Origin of the sequence: Trinickia sp. (assembly GCF_051954495.1) — a bacterium.
GTDB lineage: Bacteria > Pseudomonadota > Gammaproteobacteria > Burkholderiales > Burkholderiaceae > Trinickia.
This window is the reverse complement of the sequence record NZ_JBQCHR010000165.1, coordinates 1-23,417: the sequence shown is the minus strand read 5'-3', so window position 1 is coordinate 23,417 and position 23,417 is coordinate 1. Positions and strand designations below refer to the sequence as shown.

The following is a 23,417-nucleotide window of genomic DNA, read 5'->3' as shown; positions in this document are numbered from 1 at the left end:
GTGCGTTCAGAAACGGGTCTTGTAACAGTTGCCCTTTGTTGCTCATAGCAAACTCCGTCGTTTTTTTGCAGGTTGGATCCAGATTGGGACGAAGAAAAAGAAATCCGCCGCCAATCGCTACACTATAGCCGATTTTCGTTGGCGCACGCTCCGCTAGGCCGACCGGCGAAGCCGCGCCGGAGCCCGGTCAGCCCTTGTCCGCGTACGGATTCGTCGACGAACGGAACTCTATGCGCAATGGAGTGCCCGTCAACGAGAAAGTTTCTCGAAAGCGGTTTTCGAGATAGCGTTTGTAGGTTTCGGTCACCGCATCGAGCGCATTGCCGTGGATGACGATGATGGGTGGATTCTGCCCACCTTGGTGCGCATAGCGCAGCTTGGGCCGTACAGGGCCGCGGCGCCGCGGCTGCTGAAATTCGACGGCCTCGATCAGCGCACGCGTGAGCTTGGGCGTCGGCAGCTTGGCCATCGCGGCGGCGTAGGCATCGTCGACCGACCGCATGAGCGCGCCGATTCCGGTCTTCTCGGTGGCCGAAATGAAGTGAAATTTTGCGAACTCGAGAAATTTAAGCTTTCGCAACATGTCCGCTTTGGTGCGCTCGCGCACATGCGGATCGAGGCCGTCCCATTTGTTCACACCAACAACGAGCGCCCGCCCTTGCTCGACGACGAACCCGGCGATGTGCGCGTCTTGATCGGAAATATCCTGGCGCGCATCGAGCAGCAGAATGACTACATTGGCGTCGGCGATCGACTGCAGCGTTTTCACGACCGAGAACTTCTCGATCGCTTCGAATACCTTGCCGCGGCGGCGCAAGCCGGCGGTGTCGATCAGCGTGTAGTGCTTGCCTTGCCGCTCGAAATCCACATAGATCGAATCGCGCGTCGTGCCCGGCATATCGAATGCGATGACGCGATCCTCGCCGATCAGCGTGTTGACGAGCGTCGATTTGCCGACGTTCGGTCGCCCTACAATCGCGATCTTGACGCCGCGGGCCTTGTTTTGCTCGTCTTCCTCTTCCGGATGGCCCGCATACGCGATTTCGAGCGCGTCGTTGATCATCTCGTTCACGCCGTCGCCATGCGCGGCCGAAATGGCACGGGGATCGCCGAGACCGAGTTCGTAGAAGTCGGATGCGACGGCCGTGTACTTCATGCCCTCCGCCTTGTTCACGACGAGGAAGATCGGCCTGCCCGTCTTGCGCAGATAGTCGGCGATCGCTTTGTCCTGCGGCGCGAGCCCGTTTCGCCCGTCCACGATGAATACGACGATGTCCGACTCCTCGACGGCCTGCCGCGTTTGCCGCGCCATCTCATGCAAGATGCCGTCCTTGGCCACCGGCTCGAACCCACCGGTGTCGACGACCAGGTAGGGGCGATCGCCGACGCGCCCTTCGCCATAGTGGCGATCGCGTGTCAGGCCGGGCAAGTCGGCGACCAGCGCATCGCGCGAACGGGTCAACCGGTTGAACAGAGTGGATTTCCCCACATTGGGGCGCCCGACTAGGGCAATTACGGGTTTCATCTGACGTTGTCTAAGTGAAGCTTGCGCCATCTCGCCGGCTCGCCGGGGTGACGAGTCGCGGGACCATCGGCGTCTCGCGGCGCCGCAAGCGTCGCCAGCGGCTTGGGCGGCGCGGTCACGCCGAACGAGCGCCGCGCGTTACCGCTCGAAAATCATCACGATACAGCAGTGAGAACCGCATCGCGCATTCATTGGCCGGACGCGCGCCGCGCGCCGGTTCTAAAAAAGGCCGCGGCCGGCTGAGCCGGCCCGCGGTCACGACTGAACGTATGCTGCGCTCAGTGCGAAACAAACCCGTACAGGTCGCCGTCGTGCGTTTGCACGATCAGCGTGTTGCCCACCGCGACGGGCGCGGCAGTGATCGGGCTACCGTCCGTCTTGACGCGCGCGAGGAACGAGCCGTCGTCGCGCGAGAGGAAATGCACATAGCCTTGATAATCGCCGACGACCACATCCGGCCCCAGCATGTACGGCGTGCTCAGATCGCGATTCTTCAGCTTGTCGTTCTTCCAAAGCGGCTTACCCGTCGTCACGTCGAAAGCCTGCAACACCGACCAATCGTCGGGCGCGACGACCGCCTTGCCGTCCTCGGCCAGACCGCTGACGCCGGAAAACGGCTTTTCCCATACCGGCTGGCCGTTGTTCGCATCGAAGCAGCTCAGGCGGCCTTGGAACGTCACCGCGCAAGCCTGTGCGCCGACGAGTGTGGGCGCGCCCGTCACGTCGTTGATCCGTTCCACCTCGGTTACGCCCTTCGGGAACGAAACCGGCGCTTGCCAGTAGTCGTCGCCGGTCTTCAGGTTGATCGCCGCCAGCGAACCGCCCGGGAAACCGGCCAGCACGGCAACGTCCCCGGCAAAGGTCATCCCGGCCGATACGCGCAAATTGAGCGGCACGGCCCGATTGCGATATTGCCAGCGCAGCTCGCCCGTGGAAGCCGCGAAGGCGCTGATTTGCCCGTCGATCGTGCGCACGATCACATACCCGTTGCCCACGAGCGGAGGCGACACGATCTCGCCCGGCACCGATGTCTTCCAAAGCAGCTTTCCGTCGGCGTCGATCACCACGACGCCGCCCTTTTCCGCCCCGACGGCCGTGTACGTGCCGTCGCTGCCGACGCCCGCGGTCAGGTCCGTGTGCACCTTGGTGCGCCACACGTCCTGCCCGGTCTTGCCGTCGATCTTCGCCACCGTGCCGTTGGAGCCGGCGGCGTAGACGGCGTCGCCGACGACCACCGGCGAGAAGAAGTAACGCCCTGCCTTGCCGACGCTCGCTTTCCAAGCCCGCTCGACGTTGAAGACAGACTTGAACTCGGTGAGGGGCACCGGATTGCGGCGTTCGTCCTTGGTGGACGAGCAAGCCGCCATCGCGAGGACGGTCATCGCGCAAGCGACGGGCACGGCGATACGTTTCAGCAAATTCATCGGTGAGCGAAGCTTCGTCAAAGGTTGTTCATGGAAGGCCGGCTGCGGCGACGCGAACTCGCGCCGCTCAACCGCCGAGCGCGTCGAGCTTGAATTGAATGAGCTGGCGCGAGGACGTGTCGCTCTTGTTCAGCGACGACAACGCGAGCTGGTAGGCGCTGCGCGCATCCGCACGCTTGCCCGCCGCCGCCAGCAAGTCGCCGCGCCTATCGGCCACGGCGCCCTGGAAGCCTTCCGGCGGCGTGCCGTCGAGCAGCGCGAGGCCCGCATCGTAAGCCTTTTCGTCCAGCAGCACGGCCGCAAGGCGCAGCTTCGCGACTTCCTTGTACTCGTCGTCCTTGGCGTGGTCGACCGCCCATTGCAGCTGCGCTTTCGCGCCGGCGGCGTCGCCCGCGTCGTACAGCGCCTTCGCAGCCGCGAGCGCCGTCATTTGGGCGTACGCCGTGCCGCCGTAGCGCGACTCCATATCGCCAGCGTCACGCGCGACAGCCGCTTTATCCTTCGAGGCGACAGCCTGCTGCACCTGTTCGTAGAGCACCGCGGCTTGCGCGGCCTGGCGGCGCTGCCAGAAATTCCAGCCGTTCCATGCCGCCGCGGCGACGAGCGCCACGAGCACGATCCAGGTGGACGTATTGCCCCATTGCGCCCACCAAGCCTTGAAGCTTTCAATCGATTCTTGTTCGTCGTGATAACTCATCGCCAAGCGATTCCTTCTTGTCTCGCGCCGTCGTTGTCGTGGGCGGCGAGGGTTGCATCAGTCCTCGCCGTCTTCGGCGGTTGCAACCATCGCATTGATTAGAAATTCGGTCAAGTTTTCGACCGGAACGGTGCTCTGTTCGCTCTTTTCGCCAGTCGCGTCGCGCAACGGCTTGACGCCCGCCGTGCCATTCGCCACTTCCTCCTCGCCGAGAATGACGGCGAACGCGGCGCCGCTCGCGTCGGCGCGCTTCATTTGAGACTTGAAGCTGGCGGAGGCCCCGTCGGCGCTGCAGTGGAGGATGACGTCGAGGCCGGTGTCGCGCAGCCGCTCGGCGATGATGAAGGCCTGCTCGCGCGCGGGCTCGCCCTGATGCACGACATAAACATCGCAGCCCTCCTCCTGCGGCACGAGCGATTCCTCCTTCAGCAATTCGAGGATGCGCTCGACGCCCATCGCCCAGCCGCAAGCCGCCGTCGGCTTGCCGCCCAGCTGCTCGATCAGCGGATCGTAACGTCCGCCCGCGGCGACCGTCCCCTGCGCGCCGAGCTTGTCGGTCACCCACTCGAAGACGGTCAAGTTGTAGTAGTCGAGGCCGCGCACGAGCCGGGGATTGATCGTGAAGGGGATGTTGTTCGCCTTCAGCAAGCGCTGCAATCCATCGAAATGGGCGCGCGACGCATCGCCGAGGAAATCGATGAGCTTCGGCGCATTTTGCGCAATCTCTTGCAGCGCCGGATTTTTGGTATCGAGCACGCGCAGCGGATTCGTATAGAGGCGACGTTTGGCGTCCTCGTCGAGCACATCGACGTGCTTTTCAAGATACGCGATGAGCTCGACCCGATGGGCCGCGCGCTCTTCGGCAAGGCCGAGCGAGTTGATCTCGAGACGAATGCCGGTCAAACCGAGGTCGCCCCACAGACGCTGGCACATCAAGATGATTTCGGCGTCCGTGTCGGGGCCGGCAAAACCGAGGGCTTCGACGCCCACTTGGTGAAACTGCCGGTAGCGCCCGCGTTGCGGACGCTCGTGACGGAACATCGGGCCGATGTACCAAAGCCGCTTCGGGCCATCGTAAAGCAAGTTGTGCTCGATGGCGGAGCGCACGACGGCCGCCGTATTTTCGGGCCGCAGCGTGAGATGCTCGCCATTGAGCGAATCGACGAAGCTGTACATTTCTTTTTCGACGATGTCGGTCACTTCGCCGATCCCGCGCGTGAAGAGCTGGGTGTGCTCGACGATCGGGGTACGGATGTTCTGATAACCGTACGCGCGCAGCATCGACTTGACCGTCGATTCGAAGAAGTCCCACAGCGCGGCGTCCTGAGGCAGGATGTCGTTCATGCCTTTGACGCCGGCGAGCTTCTCGAGCTTTCTCTTCTGTTCTGTCATCGTAGTTCGGTTCGGTCTTTAGTTCGCGACGCTCTGGCGGCCATAGCGGCGCTCGACGTAGTCGCTCACGATTTGCTGGAATTCCTCCGCGATCCGCTCGCCGCGCAAGGTTTTGACCTTCTCGCCGTCGATGAATACGGGCGCCGCCGGGTTTTCGCCGGAGCCGGGCAAACTGATGCCGATGTTGGCTTGCTTCGATTCGCCCGGACCGTTGACGATGCAGCCCATCACCGCCACGTGCATCTTTTCGACGCCGGGGTATTGATCGCGCCAAACGGGCATCTGCGCACGCAGATAAGTTTGGATCTGCGAGGCAAGCTCTTGGAACAGCGTGCTCGTCGTGCGGCCGCAGCCCGGGCAAGCGATGACCATGGGCGTAAACGAGCGCAAACCCATCGTTTGCAGGATTTCCTGGCCGACCACGACTTCGCCCGTGCGCGACGCGCCGGGCTCGGGCGTCAGCGAGATGCGGATCGTATCGCCGATCCCTTCCTGCAGCAGAACGCTGAGCGCGGCCGTCGATGCAACGATGCCTTTCGATCCCATGCCCGCTTCGGTCAGCCCGAGATGGAGCGCGAACTCGCAGCGGCGCGCGAGTTCGCGGTAAACGGCGATGAGATCCTGCACGCCGCTCACCTTGCACGACAAGATGATCTTGTTACGCGACAAACCAAGTTCGACGGCGCGCTCGGCCGAGCCGATCGCCGACTGAATCAGCGCTTCGTACATGACGCTCTGCGCATCCCACGGCTCGCTGCGTTCGGCGTTGGCGTCCATCATGCGCGCGAGCAGGTCCTGATCCAGGCTGCCCCAATTCACGCCGATACGCACGGGCTTGTCATAGCGAATCGCCGCTTCGATCATCTGCGCGAATTGCGTGTCGCGTTTCGCGCCATGACCGACGTTGCCCGGGTTGATGCGGTATTTCGAAAGCGCTTCGGCGCACGCGGGGTAGTCGCGCAGCAGCAAATGCCCGTTGTAGTGGAAATCGCCGACGAGCGGCACCGTCACGCCCATCCGGTCGAGCTGCTCGCGAACCGCGGGAACAGCCTGCGCGGCCTCGGGCGTATTCACGGTGATCCGCACGAGTTCCGAACCCGCTTGTGCGAGTTCCTTGATTTGGATAGCCGTGCCGATCGCATCGGCGGTATCCGTATTCGTCATCGACTGAATACGGACGGGGGCATCGCCGCCGATCGTCACGAGCTGGCCGCCCCAGCGAACGTCGACCGCGTTCGAGGCGCGGCGCTTCGCGGGACCGCCGAAAACCGGTTCGGAAGAACAAATTTGACTGCTGTTGTCGGTAGGCATCGAAAGAACCGTGGATACTGGTTACGCTGCGCGCGCGACCGTCTTCGACGGCCGCTCGCCCGAATGAACGTGGCCGCGGCGGGCCACCGCGGCGCTAGATCGTTACGGCAACGTGAAATGCACGACGTTGCCCTTGTTCGGACCGAACTTGGCCGCTTCGACGGGCTGTCCGTCGAGCGTCATCGATTCGAGCCCCGCGCGGTTGCCCGCTGTAATCTTGAAGGGCGCCTGCCCCGATACTTCCTTCGACTCGCCTGCGTGCACGAGCCCCGAGAAAACTTCCTTGCCGTTTTTGTCGCGGACGCTGAACCAGCTGTCTTGCGTGACCTTCACCGCGACCGTCGACGCACCGGGCGCCGGCGTGTCGGATGCCGCCACGGCCGGCTGCGCCGCGGGCTCCGATGCTTTCGCGACGGCCGGCTGCTGCGACGCAGGCTGAGGCCCGGCAACGGGGACCGAGGCGGGCGGCGTGGCCTGCACGATCGCCGGCTGCGAAGCCGCGGGCGGCAGCTCCGTGGTTTCCAGATGGGCAATCGTTGCGCCGCTTGCCGCAGCCGTCGTCGCCGCGTTGGCCTGTTCGTCCGAAGCCGCGGCCGCACCAGGCGCCGCCGCTTGGTCGCCCACCAACCCGGATGCCATGACCGCGGTACCGGGCGCCACCGCACCCGACGCCGCGCCGGCCGGATTGGCGGCCAACCCGCCGGCGCGCGCCTTCAGGCGCGCCAACCAGGCCGACGAATCACCACCCTGGCGCCACATCGCCAGCGCGATGATGACGACAACACCGGCTGCGACGCCCCACCACCACGATCGGTGCTTAGGCGTGCCGCCCAGGGACACGGACACCCGCCCGCGCGGCAGATCCGCGCCCCTCGACGCAGGCATCGACAGATCGGGTTCGGGTTCACCTTTGACGCGCCGCAGGGCTTGAGCGAACGGCTCGGGATCGGTGCCCAGCATCTTGGCATAGCTGCGGATGACGCCCAGCGCGAACGTCGTTCCGGGCAACTGGCTGATGTCGCCCGCCTCGAGTGCGCGCATTTTATTTGGCGAAACCTTCAATCGCGCCGACACGTCATCGACGGACCAGCCCTTCGCTTCCCGCATTTGCGCAAGACGCGCTCCGACCGCGGCCAGCGAGTCGAGCGGCGCGTACGAGGCGCCCGGCGCCGCCTGCGGCTCGACGCTTCCCCGGCCCGCGCCAGTCTGTGTGCCTTCTGATTGCGGATGCTGCGGCTCACTCATCCCTGATCCTCGCGTCGATTCTCTTTTTTCCACTCCGCGCGCGGTACAGCTCATCAGCTGCCCTCGCTGCGCGGACCGTCTGTCTCGCTACTGCATGGCGGCGCACCCATGGCGCCGCCCCCTTCATGCCGCGCATCGCCTCAGGCGATGCGACTTCTCTTGCCTGCCGCTCGTGCCGTACCCCGATCGGTCACGCGCTCAGGCGCCAATACGTTAGCGCACGGGCCGCACTTCGATGACCTTGCCCGCCCGGCCCATCCGCTCGGCCACCCGCGTGCGGTCCTTCACCGCGCCCGCGAGCTGACCGCAAGCAGCATCGATATCGTCGCCGCGCGTCTTGCGCACCGTCGTCACGACGCCCGCGTCGATGAGAATCTGCGCGAAGCGCTTGATCCGGTCAGCCTTGGAGCGCACGAGGCCCGACTCCGGAAACGGATTGAACGGAATCAGGTTGAACTTGCACGGCACGTCGGCCGTCAGCGCAAGCAACTCGCGTGCGTGCGCGTCGCTGTCGTTGACGCCGTCGAGCATGCAGTACTCGAACGTGATGAAATCGCGCGGTGCGACTTCGAGGTACCGCCTGCAGGCGCTCATCAACTCGCGCAGAGGATACTTCTTGTTCAGCGGCACCAGCATGTCGCGCAGCGAATCGTTGGGCGCATGCAGCGACACGGCGAGCGCAACCGGCAGGTCGGCCCCGAGCCGGTCCATCATCGGCACGACGCCCGACGTCGAGACCGTCACACGGCGACGCGATAGCCCGTAGGCGTTGTCGTCCAGCATGAGCCTGAGCGCCGGGACGAGCGCATCGTAATTGAGCAGCGGCTCGCCCATGCCCATCATGACCACATTGGTGATGACGCGTTCGCCCTTGTTGTCGGGCGCATGCGGGCGACCGAGCGCGGCCCGCAAGGCGAATTCGGCCATCCGCAACTGGCCGATGATTTCGGCCGTGCTCAGATTGCGCGAAAAACCCTGCTTGCCCGTCGAGCAGAACCGGCAGTTGACGGCGCAGCCCGCCTGCGACGACACGCACAGCGTGCCGCGGGTCTCTTCGGGAATGAACACCGTCTCGACGGCGTTGCCGTTGCCGACGTCGACGAGCCACTTGCGGGTGCCGTCGGCCGATACGTGGTCGCTGACCACGGGCGGCATCACGATGGCCGCGCGATCCTTGAGCTTCGTGCGAAGCGATTTCGCGAGATCGGTCATGCCGTCGAAATCGGCGGCGTTGTACTGGTGAATCCAGCGCTGCAGCTGCTTGGCGCGAAACGCCTTCTCGCCCAGGCTGTCGCAATAGGCGACGAGGCCCGCGGCGTCGAGGTCGAGAAGGTTGACGGAGGAACTGCTCGTCATGTCGGATCCTGCTGTTTCAATGCAGCCCGCCCGGCACGGCTACGCGCGTGAAGCGCGACACCAGGCCAGGCGGGCTGCTCGCGCCAGGCATCGATCGTGGACTTATCGTCCGGCGATCAGCGCGAGTAGACGTTGATTTCCGGGAAGAAGAACGCGATTTCGACAGCCGCCGTTTCCGCGGCGTCCGAACCGTGCACGGCGTTCGCGTCGATGCTGTCGGCGAAATCGGCGCGGATCGTGCCCTTGTCGGCCTTCTTCGGATCGGTTGCGCCCATCAGGTCGCGGTTCTTCAGGATGGCGCTTTCGCCTTCGAGCACTTGCACCATTACCGGGCCCGAGATCATGAATTCGACGAGATCCTTGAAGAACGGACGCGCGGCGTGGACGGCGTAGAATTTTTCCGCGTCGGCGCGCGACAGTTGCGCCATGCGCGCTGCGACGATCTTCAGGCCCGCGTTTTCGAAACGGCTGTAGATCTGGCCAATCACGTTTTTCGCCACTGCATCGGGCTTGATAATCGACAGAGTACGCTCGATCGCCATAAAAACTCCAAAAAATTAAGGGGTTACGGATTCTAATGAATCTGCAATTGTAGCATGTTCCAGTGTATGATTGCGACCGATCCCCTTCGCTCGCGAAAGATCGTTCGAAAAGCGTGCGCAGCGCTTGAAACTCCCGCCGATCGGGCCGATCTTAGGAAACGGGTAGACCACTTGCGAGGCCTTCGCCGCGCAATCGAGCGAAACCCTGTTTGAGTGCGTTTTTACGCAAGGAGAAAGCATGAACGACTATCCGTACAACGCCACCCGCGGCGGCGCCGTCGGTTCGGCGGCCATCCGCAACCGGGTGCTACGGAATACCTACTGGCTGCTCGCGCTGTCGATGGTGCCGACCGTGATCGGCGCTTGGCTCGGCGTCGCGAGCGGTTTCTCGCTGTTCGCGGCCACGAGCCCGGTCATGAGCCTGTTCGCGTTCCTGGCGATCGCTTTCGGCTTCATGTTCGCCATCGAGCGCACGAAAGAAAGCTCGGTCGGCGTGCTGGTGCTGCTGGGATTCACGTTCTTCATGGGCCTGATGCTTTCGCGGCTCCTGACGATGATCCTGCACTTCTCGAACGGCGCGTCGCTGATCATGCTCGCGTTCGGCGGGACGGCGGTCATCTTCGCGGCCATGGCCACGATCGCCACGGTCAGCAAGCGCGATTTCTCCGGTCTCGGCCAATGGCTGTTCATGGGCGTGATCGTCATCCTGCTCGCCGGGGTCGCGAACATGTTCCTGCACCTGCCGGCCCTGATGCTGACCGTCTCGGTGCTCGCGATCGTGATTTTCTCGGCCTACATGCTGTTCGACGTACAACGCATCGTGAACGGCGGGGAAACCAACTACATCACGGCCACGCTCGCGATCTATCTCGATCTTTACAACGTGTTCGTCAATCTGCTGTCGCTGCTCGGCATCTTTGGCGGAAACCGCAACTGACGCGCCGTGGGGGCGGCAACGCCCTCGTCTTACCGATTGGGCGGGACGAACACGCCTTCGTTTCCGCCGAAGCATACGAGCCTCCGCGAGCGCCACGCGCCGCGGAGGCTTTATTTCGCCCGCGCCGCCGATGCGGCGAGCGGGTCCGGCGGCTCGGGCGCTACGGTCAGTCGCGCTCGAACAGCGCGATCGATTCGACGTGGGACGTGTGCGGAAACATATTGACCACGCCGGCGCCCTTCAGCCGATATCCCGCTTCGTGCACGAGCAGCCCCGCGTCGCGCGCCAGCGTGGCCGGGTTGCACGAGACGTAGACGATGCGGCCCGGCAGCGATCCGTCCCCACTTTGTGCGATTTCCGCCAACGCCTTCGAGACTGCGAGCGCACCTTCGCGCGGCGGGTCGATGAGGAACTTGTCGAAAGGACCGAGCGCGCGCAGATCGTCGGCCGTTACGTCGAACAAATTACGGCAAGCGAACGACGTGTGCCGATCCACACCGTTGGTCTTGGCATTCGCCAGCGCGCGCGTGGTCAGCGCTTCGCTGCCTTCGATGCCCACCACCTCGCGCGCCAAGCGGGCGAGCGGGAGCGTGAAATTGCCCAATCCGCAGAAAAGATCGAGCACGCGATCGCCGCGCTTCGGCGAAAGTAGCCTGAGCGCGCGGCCCACCAGCACGCGGTTGATCGCGTGATTGACCTGCGTGAAATCGGTCGGCTTGAACGGCATGCGAATACCGAATTCGGGCAACGTGTAGTCGAGTTCGACATCGAGCGGATAGAACGGCACTGCCGTATCCGGCCCTTTTGGCTGAACCCAAAATTGCACGCCGTACTCGTCGGCGAACGCACGCACTTGCGCTTCGTCGTCAGCCGTCATCGGCTCTAGCACGCGTAGCACGAGCGCCGTGACGCTCGTGCCCACGGCCAATTCGATTTGCGGCAGACGGTCGCGGATCGTCAGGCGCGCAACGAGCTCCCGCAACGGGACCAGCATCGCCGAAACGTGCGGCGGCAGCACTTCGCAGCTCGTCATATCGGCGACATAGCTGCTCTTTCTCTCATGGAAACCGACCAGCACGCCGCCCTTCTTGGCGACATGGCGCACCGTCAGCCGCGCGCGGTATCGATACCCCCAAGTGGGTCCGTGGATAGGCCTGAAAACGGTTTCCGGCCGGACTTTGGACAAATGCCAGAGATTGTCCTCGAGCACCCGCTGCTTGATTGCCACCTGCGCGCGCTCGTCGAGATGCTGCATCGAACAGCCGCCGCACGTGCCGAAAAACTTGCATTGAGGCGCGGTACGCATCGCGCTTGCGCGTAAGACATCGACGACCTCGGCCTGCTCGAAGCTCGCCTTTTTCCGGTAGCTGGTATAGGTGACGCGCTCGCCGGGCAACGCGCCCTCGACGAAAATAACCTTGCCGGGCTCGCCCTCGTCGGTCGTCACCCGACCGACGCCGCGCGCCTCCATGTCGAGAGAGTGGATTTCGATCGCGGGCGATACGACGGGCGATGCGCCGCGTTGGCTGCGACGCGCGATACTACGAGGAGATTCGGACACCTGCGGCTTCCTGACAGACATGGGACGAAAGGCGAGATTGTAGACGAACGGCGCAATGCCACGGAGAACGATGGTGAAGCTCGTGAGTTGGAACGTGCAATGGGGACGCGACGCCGGCGGCCGCGTCGATCTGAACCGAACGATCGGCGAAGCCAAGCGGCTGGCCGACTTCGACGTGCTCTGCATGCAGGAGATCACGCGCGGGTTCGGCGTGCTGCCGGGCGGGCCCGGGCCGGACCAGTTCGAAGAAATTTCCCGAGCGCTGCCAGGCTACACCGTGCTCGACGCGATCGGCGCCGATCTCCCGCCAGTGGACGAATCGGGGCGGCGGCGCCAGTTCGGCAACGCGATCGCGACTCGCCTGCCCGTCTCGATGGCCATCCGCCACTCGCTGAGGTGGCCCGCCGACGCCGCCGCGCCGTCGATGCAGCGCGTCGCGCTCGAGGCCATCATCGAGGCGAGCAGCGGGCCGCTGAGAGTCATCGTCACGCATCTCGAATTTTATTCGCTGAAGCAGCGTCTCGCGCAAGTCGACGACTTGCGACGGTTGCAGCTGGAAGCGGCCGATCACGCCGCGCATCCGGCGCCGGCCGAAAACGCAGTTGGCCCGTTCGCTCCGACAGCCAGACCTGTCAGCGCGATCGTCTGCGGCGACTTCAACAGTGCTTTCGGGTCGGAGGCGTACCAGCGCTTTGTCGCCCCGCTGCCGGGCGCACCCGGCTTCCTCGACGCATGGACAACGTTGCATCCGGGTATGACGCCGCCCTTGACGGCAGGCGTGTACGACACTCGGCAGTGGAGCGACGGGCCGCTGACGTGCGATTTCGCCTTCGTCACGGAAGACTTGCGCCACCGCCTACGAAGCTGCGAGATCGATGGGGCGACGCAAGCATCCGATCATCAGCCGATCATTTTGGAGATCGATTAAATCGAAAGCCGGCCAACGGCGGGCGACGAATTCACAGCGACGCAGCGGCGGCGCCAGGTATGGCGGGTTCCGAGAATGCAGCCAAGTACTCCGCCCAGTGCGGCGCGCTCTCTTGTGCCAGCGATTGTTTGACGAACGCGATCTCGTCGGCGTACTCGTCGGGGGAAAAGGCGCCGCGCATCAGTTGAAAGCGGCAATAGAGCAAGTAAGTGTTGAGGACATCGGTTTCGCAATAGTTGCGGATTTCGTCGATCCGCCCTTCACGAAAGGCGGTCCACACCTGGCCGCCGTCCATGCCGAGTTTGCCGGGAAAACCGCATAGCTTGGCCAGCGCGTCGAGCGGCGCATTGGCGCGCGCTTGATACATCGCGAGCACATCCATCAGATCGGTATGACGGGAGTGATACCGGCTGATGTAGTTGTTCCACTTGAAGTCGCGGTCGTCTTCGCCCAGATCCCAATAGCGCGACGCCGAAATGCCATGCACGAGCGCGCGATAATGCAAGACGGGTAAATCGAAGCCGCCGCCGTTCCACGAAACGAGTTGCGGCGTGTACTTCTCGATCACACGGTAGAACGATTGAATGAGCGCGGCTTCGCCGTCCTCGATCGTCCCGAGGGAGCGTACGCGCAATCCGGAACGGTCGCGAAACACACAGGAAATCGCCGCCACGCGCTGCAAATGGTGCGGCAAGAAATCGCTGCCGGTCTTTTCGCGGCGTGCGGCGAATGCATGCTCGGCCACGTCGGCATCGCTCATGGAATCGGGCAGGTCGTCAAGGCGACGAATGCCGGCGACATCGGGGATCGTCTCGATGTCGAAAACGAGAATCGGAATCATGAAGTATTAGAGCACGGCGTCCTTGCGCACGCCGTTGGATGCGAAAAATCGCTTCAAGCGCACGAGCGCCTCTTGCTGGATCTGCCTCACCCGCTCGCGCGTCAGGCCCATTTCGTCGGCCAGCTCCTCGAGCGTGGCCGGCTCGATATGATTGAGGCCGAAACGCCGCTCGATAACGTGCCGATGCTTGTCCGACAGCCTCGACAGCCAGGCCCGCGTCAACGTTTCCAACTCGCGGTGCTGCACTTCCGCGTCGGGCGACTGGCTTTGGTCGTCGGACAGCAAATCGAGCAGGCTGCTGGCCGGGTCGAGGTCGAGCGGCGCATCGAGCGAGGCGGTGTGCTCGTTGAGCGCGAGAATATCGGTGACTTCGTCGGTCGTCTTGCCCGTGAGATAAGCGATGTCGTCGATACTCGCATCGCGACGTTCGACAGGCTCGCCGGAATTCATCGAATTCTTTTCCAGGTGGCGCTTCGCGCGCAGCACTTGGTTGAGCTCGCGGATGACGTGCACCGGAAGCCGCACCGTGCGCGCCTGGTTCATGATCGCCCGTTCGATGCTTTGGCGAATCCACCAAGTCGCGTAGGTCGAAAAACGGAAACCGCGCGTGGGATCGAACTTTTCGATGGCGTGCATGAGGCCCAGATTGCCTTCCTCGATCAGATCGAGCAGCGGCACGCCGCGATTCAGGTAGCCCTTCGCGATGCTCACGACGAGCCGCAGATTGCGCTCGATCATCACCTGCCGCGCTTCGAATTCGCCCGCCTTGGCCAGTCGCGAATAGCGCTGTTCTTCCTCGACCGTCAACAACGGCTTGACGCTGATGCGATTCAGGTAATGCTGAATCGTGTCCGCCGTCAGCTCGGCTTGCAGCAGCGCGCGGAAATCGTCAGGATCCGGGCCGGGCTCGGCCGCTCCTTCGCGCCCCTCCGCACCCTCCTCGGCTTCCCCGGAAGCCGCCTCCGATTCGTACTCGGATTCAGCCTCGGCCGGGTCGTCCTCGGGCTCGGTCGTCGAAGCGCCGGCATCATGCACCCGGTCGAGCGTGTCGCGGCTAGGCGTGTCCGTTTCGGCGTGCTGCTTGCGGCGCTTCGATGTCGGCATGGTCGTATCGCTTATTGCGGCGGCAAGTATTTCATCGGATCGACAGGTTTGCCCTGTCGGCGGATCTCAAAGTGCAGCATCACGCGGTCGGCATCGCTGTTGCCCATCTCGGCGATCTTCTGCCCCTTCGTCACCGCATCCCCCTCTTTTACCATCAAAGCGCGGTTGTGTGCATAGGCGGTGAGATACATCGCGTTGTGTTTGATGATAATGAGATTGCCGTAACCGCGCAGCCCATTTCCGGCATAAACGACGCGCCCGTCCGCCGCGGCCTTGACCGCCTCGCCCGGCGTGCCACCGATGTTCAGGCCTTTGTTCCGGTTGTCGTCGAACGTGTTGAGGATGTTTCCTCGCACGGGCCACGAAAATGCGACGCTACCGTCGCCGACCGGCGAACTCGCCGGTGCGCCCGCCGCCGGCTGCGGCGGAATCGTTGTCGCGGTCGCGCCGGGGGTCGAGGCGTACATCGGCGGCACGGCAGCATTCGCCGTCGGGGCGGACGGTGCGCCCGCGCTGGAAGAGCCAAGCGGCGCGCCTTGCACAGCGCCGCCGGTCGTCACCGGCGCCGTCGCCACGCCGGGCGTCATCGCGGCCGTGTTCGCACCGGGCGGCGCGACGCGCAATAGCTGGTCGACTTCGATTTGGTTCGGGTTCGTGAGGTTGTTCCACGCAGCGATGTCGCGATAGTTCTGACCGTTTTCGAGCGCAATGCGATAGAGCGTGTCGCCGGGCTTGACCCGGTAGTAGCCGGGTGGCGGCGGGCCAAGCGGGACGGCGCTTTGCGAGGCGCCCAACGGAGCGGCGGCGGTCGCCGCTGTCGAAAGCGCGCTCGAGCGGTCCACGACGGGCGCCTGATCGAGCCGCGTCGCGCATGCGGCGAGCGTAGAGAGGGCAAGCGCACAGACGACGCGCTGAGCGGCCGTCAACCGAGCCTGTTCGTTGTGTGTTTGCATCGCGCGCAACGTAAACATCGGTGTCAAATCACTCCGGATTTTAAGGGGACAAAGAAAACGCGATCAAGGCGGGACTCCCGCCATTGACTCGGCGCGACGCGCTCGACGAGCGTCAACACCTGTGCCGGCCCGTTCTGCGAACCGACCGGTGCGACGAGCCTGCCGCCAACCGCCAACTGCTCGAGCAGCGCCTGCGGCACGTCGAGCCCGGCCGCCGCGATCACGATCGCGTCGAACGGCGCGGCGGCCGGCAAGCCCACCCGCCCGTCGCCGTAATGCAACCGAATGTTCGGCACCCGCAACGGCCGCAGATTGAGCTTCGCGCGCTCGTACAGCGGCTTGATCCGCTCGATCGAGTAGACGTCGCGCGCGATGCGGCTCAATACGGCGGCTTGATAACCGCAGCCGGTGCCAATCTCGAGTACGCGCTCGAGGGAACGGCCCGCACCGGCCAATTCCAGCATGCGCGCCACCACCGACGGCTTCGAGATCGTCTGCTGATGGCCGATGGGCAGCGCCGAATCCTCATATGCCTGCGCCGCCAACCCCGGATCGACGAACATATGGCGCGGGACCGCGGCCATTGCATCGAGGACGCGAGCATCGGCGATGCCATGACCTCGAAGCCTTTCGACCATGCGCTCGCGCACCCGTTCCGAAGTCAGCGCGAGCGCGCTCGTCAGCGGAACGTTGGGCGCCCCCATTTTGTCGGCGGGATACGACGTATGCATGTCAGCGCGCCGGCCAGCGTTCTCGCGGACGGACAGCGGTTCGCGCGCCCGCGGGCGCTCGTCCGGGCGGGCGCGCGAATCGGCCGCCGTACGGGGTTTGCGCTCTAGATCGGCAAGCCCGAGCGGAAAGCGCTTGGCGCGTTCGCCCGTCATGAATCGCGACGCGCGGCGTGCGCCCACTCTCGCGTGGCGGCCATCATTTGTGTATGCGTGAGATCGAGCTGCAGAGGCGTGATGGACACGCGACCTTGAGCAAGCGCGTGAAAATCGGTGCCCTCGCTCGCATCCAGCGCCTCGCCCGACGGCCCGATCCAGTAGATCGGCTCGCCGCGCGGGTTGGTTTGGCGGATGACGGGCTGCGACGGGTGCCGTTTGCCGAGGCGCGTCACTTCCCAATCGCCGAGCTGGTCATAGGGCAGATTCGGGATATTGACGTTCAAGAGCGGGTGCGTCGGCAGCGGATGGTTCAGGAAATGACGAACGATGTCGGCCGCCACGCGCGCCGCATCTTCCAAGTGCGCCCAATCTTTTTCGACGAGCGAAAAGGCGATGGCCGGGACGTTGAACATGACGCCCTCGGTGGCGGCTGCGACCGTACCCGAGTAAAGGGTATCTTCGCCGACGTTCTGGCCGTTGTTGATGCCCGAGACGACGAGGTCGGGCTTGTGATCGAGCATGCCCGTCAGCGCAATATGGACAGAATCGGTCGGCGTACCGTTTACGTAGTAAAAACCGTTCGCCGATCGCCAAACCGACAGCGGACGCGAAAGCGTCAGCGAGTTCGATGCGCCGCTGCAATTTTGCTCGGGCGCCATCACCGTCACCTCGCCCAGGGGCTTCAGTGCGTGATAAAGCGCCGCAAGTCCGGGCGCGAGATAACCGTCGTCGTTGCTCAGTAGGATTCGCATCCGGCGATTGTAACCGAGGAGCGAAGGCGTCTCTACGATCGAACGACTGCCTGCGCGGCAATTCGTTCAAGCGACGAAAAGGCACGGTCGTTCGAGTTGTTCTACACTGCGGCGAGACACCCGCCACCCCCAAGGAAACGCCGATGCGCGCCATTCGATGCCACCGATACGGACCGCCCGAGACCCTGATCGTCGATACGCTGGCCGACCTGCAGCCGGGCCCCGGCGAAGTCGTCATCGACGTCAAAGCGGCTAGCGTGAATTTCCCCGACGTGCTCGTCATCGAGAATAAGTATCAGTTCAAACCGCCGCTGCCGTTCACCCCAGGTTCGGAAGTGGCCGGACTCGTGCGGGCGGTCGGAGATGGCGTCGCCAACCTTCGCGTGGGCATGCCCGTGGCGGCGTTCACACGCATCGGAGGATTCGCCGAACAAGCGCTCGCACCGGCCGATGCCTGCATGCCGCTGCCGAGCGACGTGGATTACGCGACGGCGGCGTCGTTCACGCTTGCCTATGGCACGTCGCATCACGCGGTCATCGACCGCGGCGGCTTGTGCGCCGGCGAGACCATGCTGGTCCTCGGCGCGGGCGGCGGCGTCGGGCTGGCCGCCGTCGAAATCGGCAAGGCGGTGGGCGCGCGCGTGATCGCCGCGGCGTCCAGCGACGAAAAGCTCGCCGCCGCACGCGAGCATGGCGCCGACGCGACGATCCGCTATGACAGCGAGAATTTGCGCGAACGCATCGCCGAGTTGACGAACGGGAAAGGTCCGGACGTCGTCTACGACCCTGTCGGCGGCGCGTCTTCCGAGCCGGCGTTTCGCAGCATCGGCTGGCGCGGCCGCTACCTCGTCGTGGGCTTTGCGAGCGGGGAGATTCCCAAGCTGCCGTTGAACCTGGCTCTGCTCAAGGGGGCGAGCGTCGTCGGCGTGTTCTGGGGCGAATTCGCGAGCCGCGAGCCGCAGCGCAACGCGCAAGCCTTCGAGGAGCTGACGCGCTAGCTGCGGGAAGGCAAGCTACGCCCGCTCGTCAGCGCGCGCTATCGGCTGGAAGACACGCCGCGTGCGCTGTCGGACATGGCGCAGCGGCGCGTGACGGGCAAGATCGTCATTACGCCCTAGGGCATCAGCCGCGCCGCTCATGCCACGTCAAGGCTCAGCTGGCCGCTTCCGCACAGACGCACCGCGCCAGCCGCTGTGCGCGCCGCTAGACGATCTTGCGGGCGCGCAGCTCGGCGATCGCCTGCGCGTCGTAGCCAAGCGCGGCGAGCACCTCGTCCGTATGCTCGCCGAGCGCGGGCCCGAGCCATCGCGTGCCGCCCGGCGTCTCGGAAAGCTTCGGCGTGACGTTGGGCAACGCGATGTCGAGCCCATCTTGCCACTTGAAGTGCTCGATCATCTTGCGAGCCGCGAATTGCGGATCGGTGAACATGTCGGCCGCGCTATAGATCCGGCCAACCGGCACATCGGCTGCGTTCAGGACGCCGAGCGCTTCCTCGATCGTGCGCTCCGAAAGCCAAGCGGCGATCGCATCGTCGATCTCGCGCGTGCGCGGCACGCGGCCGTCGTTATGGGCGAGCGCCGGATCGTCGGCTAGATCTTGACGCTCGATCGCCACCATCAGGCGCTTGAAAATCGGATCGCTGTTGCCGCCGATAACGATGCTGCCATCCTTGCACGGATAGGTATTCGACGGCACGATGCCCGGCAGCGAGGCGCCCGTGCGTTCGCGCACGGCCCCGTACACGCCGTATTCGGGCACGATGCTCTCCATCATGTTGAACACGGCTTCGTATAGCGCCACGTCGACGACCTGCCCTTTGCCCCCGTTCGCCTGCCGATGGTGCAGCGCCATCAGCGCACCGATGACCGCATGCAGCGCGGCGATCGAATCGCCGATCGAGATGCCGATGCGCGGCGGCGGCAGCTCGGGATAACCCGTGATGTAACGCAGGCCGCCCATCGCCTCGGCGATCGAGCCGAACCCCGGCCGATCGCGATACGGGCCGCTCTGGCCGTAGCCCGACAAACGCACCATGACAAGGCCCGGATTTTCGGCGCTGAGCACATCGTAGCCGAGGCCGAGTTTTTCGAGCAGCCCGGGGCGGAAGTTTTCGACGACGATGTCGGCTTCGCGCGCGAGCTGCTGCAGAATCCGTTTACCCTCGGGCGCCTTCAAGTTCAGGGTCACCGATTTCTTGTTGCGCGCCTGAACGGCCCACCAGAGCGACGTGCCGCCGGTTTCCGGATAAAGCATGCGCCACTTGCGCAGCGGGTCTCCGCCGTTCGGATCCTCGACCTTGACGACTTCGGCGCCGAACTCGCCAAGCATCCGCGACGCGAACGGCCCGGCGATCAGCGTGCCCAGCTCGAGCACCTTGACACCCGCGAGCGGGCCGGTCGATGCGCTCATGTCGCTCCTCTCCTCTTCAAAGGTTCAAAGTACGTTCGGCCGAGCGCCGACGTATCGGGCCGCGGCGCCGCTTTCGCTAGAGCGAACGGCGATCGAGCATCGCGCGAGCGATCGTGCCGGCGTCGACGTATTCCAGCTCGCCGCCGACAGGCACTCCGCGCGCCAGGCGCGTCACCGACAAATCTCGTGCTTTCAAGGTTTGCGCAAGGTAATGGGCCGTGGCCTCGCCTTCGTTGGTGAAATTCGTGGCCAGCACGACTTCCTTGACGACACCGTCCGACGCGCGTTTGACGAGACGATCGAAGTGGATTTCCTTCGGGCCGATACCGTCGAGCGGACTCAAGCGCCCCATCAGGACGAAATACAGACCGCGGTACGTCATCGTCTGCTCGAGCATGATTTGATCCGCCGGCGTCTCGACGACGCAAAGCAGCGTCGGGTCCCTGGACTCGTCGCTGCATACGTCGCACAGGCGCGCCTCGGTGAACGTGTTGCACTTCTCGCAATGGCGCAGATGCTCCGTCGCGAACAAGAGCGAGCGGCCAAGCCGCTCGGCGCCTTCGCGATCGTGCTGCATCAAGTGATAGGCCATGCGCTGCGCGGATTTTGGCCCGACGCCGGGCAGCACGCGCAGCGCCTCGACCAGCGCGACGAGGGCGGAAGGCTGCTTCATCGCACCTCGCTCCGAGCAACCGCGCACTCCACGCTATTCACCGGCAAGGCGGTCGCGGATCGCAAAGAACGCATCGTCAGAACGGCAGTTTGAACCCGGGCGGCAGCGGAAGGCCCGATGTCATGCCGCTCATCTTTTCCTGCGCGGTGGCTTCGGCCTTGCGCACGGCGTCGTTGAACGCCGCGGCGACGAGGTCTTCAAGCATGTCTTTGTCGTCGGCGAGCAAGCTCGGGTCGATCGACACGCGTCGGACATCGTTCTTGCAGGTCATCGTCACTTTCACGAGCCCGGCGCCCGATTGGCCCTCGACCTCGATCTGCGCAAGCTGCTCCTGCATCTTCTTCATGTTTTCCTGCATCTGCTGGGCCTGCTTCATCAGCCCGGCGAGTTGGCCTTTCATCATGGACGTGCTCCTTCGATCGTATGGACGTTGCATGCGGCCGTCGCATCGATGCGATGCCGCGAATAGGTTATCTGGAAGAGGTATTTCGTGCTCGTCGTGCCCTGTCGCATCGCGCTCGGGCGGTTCAGCGCGCCGCGGCCCCCGCCTCGGCGTCAGGCAAAATCGGTTTGATCGAGCCCGGCACGATGCTCGCGCCGAAATCGCGGATCAGCGATTGGACGAAAGGATCCGCGCCGATTTCCCGTTCGGCGTCACGCTGACGCTCGGCGCGAGCGGCCGCCTCGAGCACCGCGGCGGTGCGGCGCGCGGGGCCCACCGTGACCCGCACATCTAGCGTCTTGCCGAGTTTCTCGGCCAGCGCCGTCTTCAATTTGGCGACCTGCGCGGCGTCCGCATACTGCGGCACGGGCACGCTCAGCATCAAGCTCTCGCCATCGAGTCCGGTCAATTCGCTGTTGAACGCGAGCTGGTGAGCGACGCCCGTCAACCCGAGGCTGCCCGCAAGCGCCGGCCAGTCGCCCTCGAAGCCCACGGCGCCGAGCGCGATGGGCGGCGGCAACTGGCTCAGGTCGATGGCCGGGGTCGATGGTGCGGCCGGAGCGTCGAAACGCGCATCGATGCGCACGTCGTCAGGGCCGCGATCGAATTCGGGCATGTAGCCGTCGTCAGGCGGGCCGGCAAAGTAATCGTCTTCGGAAGAAGGCGGCGGATAGTCGTCGGCCGGCGGCATGTCGTCCCATGGCGCCGGGGCTTGTGCGGCGGCGGACGGCGCGGCGCGTTCAGCGCGCGGCGCCCCGACGTTCTGCTCCGGCGCACGCGGGCGCGGTGTCGGCACCACGACGGCCGGACGCGGCGCGGGCGGCTTGACCGGCGTCTCGGCTAGGGGCTTCGCGCTCGCCCGATTACGATCGGTCGATACGCGCAGACCCGCGTTGCGCAGCACATCGAGCGCGGCGCTCGCGCCACCCGTGCGCGGCCGGGTGTCGGCTAGCGGCACGGCTGCCGCGGGCGGCGCGACTAAAGCCGATTCGGCCGAAGCAACCGGTGAGCGTCGCGTTGCCGGCGCGCTCGGCTGAGGGCCGCCAGCCGGTTCGGGCGCCGCCCCGGGTTGGGGCTCCCTGGAAAACGCGGGCGCAACGTCTTCCAAGTCGGCCGCCGGCGCAGTGAACGCGTCCCGCGCTTCCCCGGCGCCCTTCGCCAAGAGCGGAACCGCGCCTCGCGACACGGGTGCATCGGCGGCGGAATCGGTCGGCTCGATGGGCGGCGCGGCGGGCGATGCGGCCTTATCGCCCGCGCCGCGCGCATTCACAGCCGCGGGCCCGCGACCTGCTTGGGCAGCCACCGGCGCGCGACGGTTCGCCGCGGTTCCTAAGGCGCCCGCTTGCCCCGCGCCCTTCGGCGTCGTCCCCGACGGGCCGCCCCCCGGCGGCAACGCCGGCTCGAACGCGAGCATGCGCAGCAGCGTCATCGTGAAGCCCGCGTACTCGTCAGGCGCCAAACCCAATTCGGCGCGCCCGAGCGTGGCGATCTGATAGAACAGCTGGACTTGCTCCGGCGTGAGCGCCTCGGCGAACCGACGCAAGTCCCCCGCTTCGGGCCACTCGTCGAGCACCGAAGCGGGCGCGAACTGCGCCCAGGCGATGCGGTGAAGCAAACTCGCCAAATCTTGCAAAGCCGTGGAAAACGACAGGCTGCGGATCGCCATTTCGTCGGCCACCGACAGCACGAGTGCGCCGTCTCCCGCGACGATCGCGTCGAGCAGGCGAACCAAATAACTTTGATCGAGCGCGCCGAGCATGCCGCGCACCGCTTCCTCGGTCACTTGATTGGCCGAGTAGGCGATTGCCTGATCGGTCAATGACAGTGCATCTCGCATGCTGCCTTCGGCCGCGCGCGCGAGCAGCCGCAGGGCCTGCGGCTCGAAGACGATCTGCTCGGCCGCCAGAATGCGTTCGAGATGGCCGACGATGTGCCCGGCCGGCATCTGCTTCAAATTGAATTGCAGGCAGCGCGAGAGCACGGTGACCGGGATTTTCTGCGGATCGGTCGTCGCAAGAATGAACTTGATGTGCGGCGGCGGCTCCTCCAGCGTCTTCAGCATGGCGTTGAAGGCGTGGTTCGTCAGCATGTGCACTTCGTCGATCATGTAGACCTTGAAGCGCGCGTCGACCGGCGCATACACCGCGCGCTCGAGCAGCGCGGCCATTTCATCGACGCCGCGGTTGCTCGCCGCATCCATTTCGACGTAATCGACGAAGCGCCCTTCGTCGATCTCCCGGCACGCGCGGCATACCCCGCACGGCGTGGCCGTGACACCCGTCTCGCAATTGAGCGCCTTCGCGAAAATACGCGAGAGCGTCGTCTTGCCGACGCCGCGCGTTCCGGTGAAAAGATAGGCGTGGTGCAGACGTCCACCGTCCAGCGCGTGCGTGAGCGCGCGCACGACGTGTTCTTGTCCGACGAGCGAAGCGAAATCC

Annotated in this window: 20 protein-coding genes and 1 pseudogene; 3 read left to right on the top strand and 18 right to left on the bottom strand. The window is 64.8% G+C overall.

Features of this window, described 5'->3' with window-relative positions; translation table 11 throughout:
* Nucleotides 1–187: 187 nt before the first annotated feature.
* The 8 genes from der to ndk all read right to left on the bottom strand — a co-directional run bounded on the left by der (nucleotide 188) and on the right by ndk (nucleotide 9,492).
* Entirely contained in the window at nucleotides 188–1,525 is a 1,338-nt protein-coding gene (gene der / locus ACTHNR_RS23050) for a ribosome biogenesis GTPase Der (protein ID WP_440550549.1), read from the bottom strand.
* Nucleotides 1,526–1,803: 278 nt separating this feature from the next.
* Nucleotides 1,804–2,949 (bottom strand): outer membrane protein assembly factor BamB, encoded by a 1,146-nt coding sequence (gene bamB / locus ACTHNR_RS23045; RefSeq protein ID WP_440550548.1) that lies wholly within the window; start codon nucleotides 2,947–2,949, stop codon nucleotides 1,804–1,806.
* Nucleotides 2,950–3,016: 67 nt separating this feature from the next.
* Entirely contained in the window at nucleotides 3,017–3,646 is a 630-nt protein-coding gene (locus ACTHNR_RS23040) for a tetratricopeptide repeat protein (protein ID WP_440550547.1), read from the bottom strand.
* 57 nt (nucleotides 3,647–3,703) lie between these two features.
* Entirely contained in the window at nucleotides 3,704–5,038 is a 1,335-nt protein-coding gene (gene hisS, locus ACTHNR_RS23035; protein WP_440550545.1) for a histidine--tRNA ligase, read from the bottom strand.
* Between the two features lie 18 nt (nucleotides 5,039–5,056).
* Complete coding sequence (gene ispG, locus ACTHNR_RS23030; RefSeq protein WP_440550544.1) at nucleotides 5,057–6,349, bottom strand: flavodoxin-dependent (E)-4-hydroxy-3-methylbut-2-enyl-diphosphate synthase; 1,293 nt, start codon at nucleotides 6,347–6,349, stop codon at nucleotides 5,057–5,059.
* A 102-nt stretch (nucleotides 6,350–6,451) separates the two neighbouring features.
* Nucleotides 6,452–7,594 carry a RodZ domain-containing protein gene (locus ACTHNR_RS23025; protein ID WP_440550542.1) on the bottom strand — a complete coding sequence of 381 codons (1,143 nt, stop codon included), beginning with the start codon at nucleotides 7,592–7,594 and terminating at the stop codon, nucleotides 6,452–6,454.
* A 213-nt stretch (nucleotides 7,595–7,807) separates the two neighbouring features.
* A complete protein-coding gene (gene rlmN, locus ACTHNR_RS23020; protein ID WP_440550540.1) occupies nucleotides 7,808–8,950 on the bottom strand; it encodes a 23S rRNA (adenine(2503)-C(2))-methyltransferase RlmN in 1,143 nt (380 codons plus the stop codon).
* Between the two features lie 116 nt (nucleotides 8,951–9,066).
* The gene (ndk, locus tag ACTHNR_RS23015) at nucleotides 9,067–9,492 is read right to left on the bottom strand and encodes a nucleoside-diphosphate kinase (protein WP_440550539.1); all 426 of its coding nucleotides are present in this window, start codon (nucleotides 9,490–9,492) and stop codon (nucleotides 9,067–9,069) included.
* Nucleotides 9,493–9,730: 238 nt separating this feature from the next.
* Here ndk and ACTHNR_RS23010 point away from each other — a divergent pair, with 238 nt between their 5' ends.
* Complete coding sequence (locus tag ACTHNR_RS23010) at nucleotides 9,731–10,429, top strand: Bax inhibitor-1/YccA family protein (protein ID WP_440550537.1); 699 nt, start codon at nucleotides 9,731–9,733, stop codon at nucleotides 10,427–10,429.
* A 166-nt stretch (nucleotides 10,430–10,595) separates the two neighbouring features.
* Here ACTHNR_RS23010 and rlmD read toward each other — a convergent pair whose 3' ends face one another.
* Nucleotides 10,596–11,990 (bottom strand): 23S rRNA (uracil(1939)-C(5))-methyltransferase RlmD, encoded by a 1,395-nt coding sequence (gene rlmD, locus ACTHNR_RS23005; protein WP_440550536.1) that lies wholly within the window; start codon nucleotides 11,988–11,990, stop codon nucleotides 10,596–10,598.
* Between the two features lie 73 nt (nucleotides 11,991–12,063).
* Here rlmD and ACTHNR_RS23000 point away from each other — a divergent pair, with 73 nt between their 5' ends.
* Nucleotides 12,064–12,918 (top strand): endonuclease/exonuclease/phosphatase family protein, encoded by an 855-nt coding sequence (locus ACTHNR_RS23000; RefSeq protein WP_440550551.1) that lies wholly within the window; start codon nucleotides 12,064–12,066, stop codon nucleotides 12,916–12,918.
* Between the two features lie 31 nt (nucleotides 12,919–12,949).
* Here the strand turns inward: ACTHNR_RS23000 and ACTHNR_RS22995 are convergent, their stop codons facing one another.
* From ACTHNR_RS22995 to surE, 5 genes are read right to left on the bottom strand one after another with little or no spacing between them, the layout of a single operon-like run.
* The gene (locus ACTHNR_RS22995; protein WP_440550534.1) at nucleotides 12,950–13,759 is read right to left on the bottom strand and encodes a 3'-5' exonuclease; all 810 of its coding nucleotides are present in this window, start codon (nucleotides 13,757–13,759) and stop codon (nucleotides 12,950–12,952) included.
* Nucleotides 13,760–13,765: 6 nt separating this feature from the next.
* On the bottom strand, nucleotides 13,766–14,863 hold the full coding sequence (gene rpoS, locus ACTHNR_RS22990; protein ID WP_440550532.1) for an RNA polymerase sigma factor RpoS: 1,098 nt from the start codon (nucleotides 14,861–14,863) through the stop codon (nucleotides 13,766–13,768).
* Nucleotides 14,864–14,874: 11 nt separating this feature from the next.
* Nucleotides 14,875–15,834 (bottom strand): peptidoglycan DD-metalloendopeptidase family protein, encoded by a 960-nt coding sequence (locus ACTHNR_RS22985; protein ID WP_440550530.1) that lies wholly within the window; start codon nucleotides 15,832–15,834, stop codon nucleotides 14,875–14,877.
* 5 nt (nucleotides 15,835–15,839) lie between these two features.
* A complete protein-coding gene (locus ACTHNR_RS22980; protein ID WP_440550528.1) occupies nucleotides 15,840–16,700 on the bottom strand; it encodes a protein-L-isoaspartate(D-aspartate) O-methyltransferase in 861 nt (286 codons plus the stop codon).
* The gene (gene surE / locus ACTHNR_RS22975) at nucleotides 16,697–17,455 is read right to left on the bottom strand and encodes a 5'/3'-nucleotidase SurE (RefSeq protein ID WP_440550527.1); all 759 of its coding nucleotides are present in this window, start codon (nucleotides 17,453–17,455) and stop codon (nucleotides 16,697–16,699) included. Before surE ends, ACTHNR_RS22980 begins: the two co-directional genes overlap by 4 nt.
* A 143-nt stretch (nucleotides 17,456–17,598) precedes the next feature.
* Between surE and ACTHNR_RS22970 the strand changes: the two are divergent.
* Nucleotides 17,599–18,573, top strand: a pseudogene (locus ACTHNR_RS22970) (NADPH:quinone oxidoreductase family protein).
* Nucleotides 18,574–18,658: 85 nt separating this feature from the next.
* Here the strand turns inward: ACTHNR_RS22970 and ACTHNR_RS22965 are convergent.
* From ACTHNR_RS22965 to dnaX, 4 genes are all read right to left on the bottom strand, one after another.
* Nucleotides 18,659–19,864 carry a CaiB/BaiF CoA transferase family protein gene (locus ACTHNR_RS22965; RefSeq protein WP_440550525.1) on the bottom strand — a complete coding sequence of 402 codons (1,206 nt, stop codon included), beginning with the start codon at nucleotides 19,862–19,864 and terminating at the stop codon, nucleotides 18,659–18,661.
* Nucleotides 19,865–19,940: 76 nt separating this feature from the next.
* Complete coding sequence (recR, locus tag ACTHNR_RS22960) at nucleotides 19,941–20,537, bottom strand: recombination mediator RecR (protein ID WP_440550523.1); 597 nt, start codon at nucleotides 20,535–20,537, stop codon at nucleotides 19,941–19,943.
* Nucleotides 20,538–20,613: 76 nt separating this feature from the next.
* Nucleotides 20,614–20,940, bottom strand: coding sequence for a YbaB/EbfC family nucleoid-associated protein (locus ACTHNR_RS22955; RefSeq protein ID WP_277426993.1), 327 nt, complete (start codon nucleotides 20,938–20,940; stop codon nucleotides 20,614–20,616).
* A gap of 124 nt (nucleotides 20,941–21,064) precedes the next feature.
* Nucleotides 21,065–23,417: DNA polymerase III subunit gamma/tau (gene dnaX / locus ACTHNR_RS22950; protein ID WP_440550521.1), on the bottom strand; the 2,353-nt coding region annotated here is incomplete at its 5' end.